Here is a 5,232-nt window from a genome sequence, read left to right as displayed (position 1 = left end):
GCGGCGGCAACCGACAGCGCCGACACCCCGGCGCACAGCTACTTCATCAACACCGGTTCGTTTGCCGATGCCAGCAACGCCGCCAGGGTGCTCCTGATCATCACCGGCAGCGGCCTGCCCGCTGTACAGCAAGAAGTCACTGGCAACCAGAACACTTACCACCGGGTGCGCGTGGGGCCTTTCTACAGCCGTGAACAAGCCGACCGCGCCGCCGCCAGCCTGCGCAAAATGCGGCTGGAAGCGGTGGTGTACCGCCGCTGATCGCGCGCGGCGCGTGCAGCAAAAGCTGCTGCGCGCATACGCGCACAGCGGCCACACCAGGGTGGTGGCCATGGCTGGTCAAAACGGGGGTGTCGTCCCTATACTGGAGCGCGGGCTCATGGCTGGCCCGCAGGCTCCAGAACCCTTTCAGGAGACACGCCATGCGCACCATTTCCCCCGCACTGCTGGCACTGCAACGCCTTTACCACTGGGAGCACACGCAGCCCGGGCAGATTGCGCTGGTGCAGCCCCTGGGCCAGGGCGCTGTGCTGGAGCTGACGTGGTCACAAGTGGCCGACCAGGTACGCCGCATGGCCGCACACTTGCAGGCCCAGGGCTGGGAGAGCGGCTCCAAGGTGGCCATCCTGTCCAAAAACTGCGCCTGGTGGCTGATGAGCGACCTGGCCATCTGGATGGCGGGCCATGTCTCGGTGCCGCTATACCCCACGCTGGGCCCGGACACGCTGGCGCACATCCTGCGGCACAGCGAGGCACGCGCCTGCTTTATTGGCAAGCTGGACGAGTGGGAGCACATGGCGCCGGGCGTACCCACCGACCTGCCCTGCATCAGCTACCCCCTGTCGCCACCCGGTGCCAGCAGGCGATGCAGTGCCTGGGATGCCATCTGCACCCACACCGCACCGCTGGCGGGCGAACCCACCCGGCCCGCCGACGACCTGGCCACGCTCATCTACACCTCGGGCACCACCGGCGTGCCCAAGGGCGTGATGCACAGCTTTGGCAACTTTGCCTGGGCCATCGAGCAGGGGCTGCGGCGCATTCCCATGGGGCCATCAGACCGGCTGTTGTCCTACCTGCCCCTGGCCCATGTGGTCGAGCGCCTGCTGATCGAACACGGCTGGCTGCAAACGGGCTTCAGGGTGTACTTCGCTGAATCGCTGGACACCTTCACCACCGACTTGCAGCGCGCACGGCCCACGGTTTTTTTCTCCGTACCGCGCCTGTGGGTGAAGTTCCAGAACGGCATCCACCAAAAGCTCTCTCCCGCACGGCTCAAGCTGCTGCTGCGCCTGCCACTGGTGGGCACGTTGGTGCGGCGCAAAATCCTGCACGGACTGGGGTTGGCGCAATGTCGCATGGCCGCTGGCGGCGCCGCGCCCATGCCACTGGCGCTGTTGCAGTGGTTTCGCGGTATCGGCCTGCCCATCAACGAGGGCTACGGCATGACCGAGAACCTGGCCATCTCCCACCTGACCGTACCCGGCATCAACCAGGAAGGCACCGTAGGCCCGCCCTACGACGGCGTGGAGCACCGCATCGACCCCGAATCGGGCGAAATCCAGATGCGCAGCCAGGCCCTGATGCTGGGTTACTACAAAGCCCCCGAACTCACGCGAGATGCCTTCACCCCCGATGGCTGGCTGCGCACGGGCGACCAAGGCTTCATCGACAACCACGGCTGGCTGCACATCACCGGGCGCGTGAAAGACCTGTTCAAGACCAGCAAGGGCAAGTACGTGGCCCCCGCCCCCATCGAAGACAAACTGGTCATGCACAAGTCCATCGAAGCCTGTGTGGTCAGCGGCAGTGGCAGCCTGGGCCAGCCCTTGGGCATCGTCATGCTCAACGCGCAGGCCATGCAGTGCCTGGGTGACGCGGCGGCCAAGGCCGCGCTGGAAGCCTCGCTGGTGCGGCACCTGCACCGCGTCAATGCCACGCTGGAGCCCCATGAGCGGCTGCAATGCCTGGTGGTGGCACGCCAGCCCTGGACGGTGGACAACGACCTGATCACCCCGACCTTCAAGGTCAAGCGCAACCGCATCGAAAACGTGTACGGGGCGCAGTACGCCGATTGGGTCGCCTCTGGGCGCGAGGTGGTCTGGCAAAACGGCTGAAAGCGCCGCAACCCGGGCGCAGCGCAGCCCGGCGCCAGAGAATCAGTCGGCCGCGTCGCCGCGCTCGGAGGCCAGCGTGGGCTCGGGCATGCGGGTGGCCAGGATTTTGTCGATGGTCTTGCCGTCCATGTCCACCACTTCGAGCTTCCAGCCCTCCCACTGCACGGTGTCCGTGACCTTGGGCAGGCGCCCGGTCAGCAGCATGATCATGCCGCTGAGGGTGTGGTAGCGGCCCCGCTCTTCTTCGGGCACGGCGGTCAGCTCCAGACGGTCTTTCAGCTCGGGCACGGGGATGTGGCCGTCCAGCAGCCAACTGCCATCTTCGCGCTGCAAGGCCCACGAGGTTTCGGGGTCGCGCGGCTGGAATTCGCCGGTAATGGCTTCAATCAGGTCTTGCAACGTGACGATGCCCTGCACTTCGCCGTATTCATCAATGACAAACGCCATGTGGACATCAGACAGCCGGAAGTTGTCCAGCAACTCCATGCCAGTGATGCTTTCGGGCACGTACAGCGCCGTTTGCAGCGGCTGGTCGGCTAGGCCGTGGCCCTGCGCGCGCAGGGTGTGCGCCAGCCACTGGCGCGCGTTGACCACGCCCAGAATGTTGTCCATGCCACCGCGCACCACCGGAAAGCGCGCGTGGTCAGACTCCTCGACGCGGCGCAGGTTTTCTTCAAACGACAAGTCAAGGTCCAGGCAGACCACATCGCCGCGCGGCACCATCAGCGAGCCAATCTGGCGGTCGTCCAGGCGAAACACGTTGCGCACCATGGTGTGCTCGTGCGACTCAATGACGCCAGCGGTGGTGCCCTCGACCAGCATGGCGTGGATTTCTTCCTCGGTCACAGGGCTGCCGCTGGTTTCTTTCACCCCCAGCATGCGCAGCAGGGTGCGCGTGGAGGTGGACAGCAGCAGCACAAACGGCTTGGTGGCCACCGCCAGAAAATTGATGGGCCGTGCCACCAGGCGGGCAAACGTCTCGGGATACGACTGGCCGATGCGTTTGGGCACCAGCTCACCCACCACGATGGAAAAGTAAGTGATCAACACCACCACCAGGCCCGTGGCACCGTAGCTGGCGTAGGGCTGGGGCACACCCAGCACCTCCAGCCACACCGCCAGCGGGGTCGCCAGCGCTGCCTCGCCCACGATACCGTTGAGCACACCAATCGAGGTGATGCCGATCTGGATGGTGGACAAAAAGCGGGTGGGGTCTTCACCCAGCTGTACGGCGGCGGCGGCGCCGCTATCGCCCTCGTCAATCAGTTTTTGCAGCCTGGCCTTGCGCGCCGTGACCAGCGCAATCTCGGACATGGCAAACAGGCCATTGAGACAGATGAGGGCGAACAGTATTGCTATTTCCATACAAAGGGAGCCATCGCTCCCTGAAAGTGGTGAAGTGCCGAATTGTAAGGAGGCACGATGACTGCGCCGCTGGGCCTTATTTTTCTGCGTCGCCGTCGGGAACCACCACATCGACCACGGCGCCCACCGCTTTGGCACCGACTTTGACGCCAGTGGCCACCACCGTCACGGCAGCATCGGCCACCGCCACCACGGCGCAGCCGGTGGTACCAAGCACGCACAAGGCCAACACCAGCCAGCGCGTGGCGTGCTTGCATTTGAAAGTCAGTTTTTTGGCGAAACGCGGGGTTGTGCCGCCGCATAACTTCGCTGCGCGAAGTGAGCGGCGTACAAACCCAGAAACCTCGCGCCTTTGGCGTGGGCGCGTGCGCGCCCCCAAGAGCATGCCGGTCATTCGACCGTCACGCTCTTGGCGAGGTTGCGCGGCTTGTCCACATCTGTCCCCAGCGCACAGGCGGTGTGGTAGGCCAGCAATTGCAGCGGAACCACGTGCAGGATGGGCGAGAGCGCGCCGTAGTGCTCGGGCATGCGGATGACGTGCAGGCCCTCGCTGCTCTCGATGCGCGTGTCGGCGTCGGCCAGCACATACAGCACGCCACCGCGCGCGCGCACTTCCTGCATGTTGCTTTTGAGCTTTTCCAGCAGCGCATCGTTGGGCGCCACCGTGACCACCGGCATGGCACTGGTCACCAGCGCCAGCGGGCCGTGTTTGAGTTCACCTGCCGGGTAGGCCTCGGCGTGGATGTAGCTGATCTCTTTGAGCTTGAGCGCGCCCTCCAGCGCAATCGGGTAGTGCAGGCCCCGGCCCAGGAACAGCGCGTTTTGCATGCGGGCAAAGTCTTCGGCCCAGCCAATGATTTGGGGTTCGAGCGCCAGCACGGCCTGCAAAGCCACGGGCAGGTGGCGCATGGCCTGCAAATGCGCGGCTTCTTGCGCGGCGCTGAGGTGGCCCTTGGCTTGCGCCAGCGCCAGAGTCAGCAAGAACAGCCCGGCCAGTTGCGTGGTGAAGGCCTTGGTGCTGGCCACGCCAATCTCCACCCCGGCGCGGGTGATGTAGGCCAGCGCGCATTCGCGCACCATGGCGCTGGTGGCCACGTTGCAGATGGTGAGCGTGTGCGCATGGCCCAGACTTTGCGCGTGGCGCAGCGCGGCCAGCGTGTCTGCCGTTTCGCCCGACTGGCTGATGGTGACGATGAGCTGGCGCGGATTGGGCACCGACTCGCGGTAGCGGTATTCGCTGGCCACCTCGACCTGGGTGGGGATTTTGGCAATGGATTCCAGCCAGTATTTGGCCGTGCAGCCGCTGTAGTAACTGGTGCCGCAGGCCAGGATGAGCACTGAATCGATCTGCTCAAACACCTGCGCGGCGCCATCGCCAAACAGCGCGGGCACGATGCCTTGCACGCCTTCGAGCGTGTCGGCAATGGCGCGTGGCTGCTCAAAAATTTCTTTTTGCATGTAGTGCCGGTACGGCCCCAGCTCGGCAGCGCCGCTGTGCGCCTGCACGGTGCGCACCGGGCGCTGCACGGCGTCCAGCGGCTGGCCATCGGCGCCCACCAGTGCGTAGCGGCCCAGCTGCAAATCCACCACATCGCCCTCTTGCAGATAGACGATCTGGTCGGTCACACCGGCCAGGGCCATGGCGTCGCTGGCCAGAAAGTGCTCTGCGCCGCCCTGGCCCACGCCCAGAATCAGCGGCGATCCCGCGCGCGCGCCGACCACGCGGTGCGGCTCGTTCTGGTGCATGACG

General features: G+C 65.3%; 5 protein-coding genes. 2 read left to right on the top strand and 3 right to left on the bottom strand.

Going from position 1 to position 5,232, the window contains the following annotated elements; genetic code table 11:
- Together PHX69_RS15250 and PHX69_RS15245 are read left to right on the top strand one after the other, a co-directional pair.
- Window positions 1–261 (top strand): SPOR domain-containing protein (locus PHX69_RS15250; protein ID WP_288044860.1); only part of this gene is annotated, 261 nt, incomplete at its 5' end.
- A gap of 161 nt (window positions 262–422) precedes the next feature.
- Complete coding sequence (locus PHX69_RS15245) at window positions 423–2,117, top strand: AMP-binding protein (protein ID WP_288044857.1); 1,695 nt, start codon at window positions 423–425, stop codon at window positions 2,115–2,117.
- 42 nt (window positions 2,118–2,159) lie between these two features.
- On the opposite strand, the gene PHX69_RS15240 is transcribed toward PHX69_RS15245, so the two are convergent.
- From PHX69_RS15240 to glmS, 3 genes are all read right to left on the bottom strand, one after another.
- The gene (locus PHX69_RS15240) at window positions 2,160–3,482 is read right to left on the bottom strand and encodes a hemolysin family protein (RefSeq protein ID WP_119013752.1); all 1,323 of its coding nucleotides are present in this window, start codon (window positions 3,480–3,482) and stop codon (window positions 2,160–2,162) included.
- A 76-nt stretch (window positions 3,483–3,558) separates the two neighbouring features.
- Window positions 3,559–3,699 (bottom strand): hypothetical protein, encoded by a 141-nt coding sequence (locus PHX69_RS15235; RefSeq protein ID WP_288044854.1) that lies wholly within the window; start codon window positions 3,697–3,699, stop codon window positions 3,559–3,561.
- Window positions 3,700–3,872: 173 nt separating this feature from the next.
- On the bottom strand, window positions 3,873–5,232 hold a 1,360-nt coding region (gene glmS, locus PHX69_RS15230; RefSeq protein ID WP_288044852.1), incomplete at its 5' end, for a glutamine--fructose-6-phosphate transaminase (isomerizing).

The sequence above is a fragment of the Simplicispira sp. genome (genome assembly GCF_028687295.1).
In the GTDB taxonomy this organism is placed as follows: domain Bacteria; phylum Pseudomonadota; class Gammaproteobacteria; order Burkholderiales; family Burkholderiaceae_C; genus Simplicispira; species Simplicispira metamorpha.
This window is presented reverse-complemented; position numbering and strand designations above follow the sequence as displayed.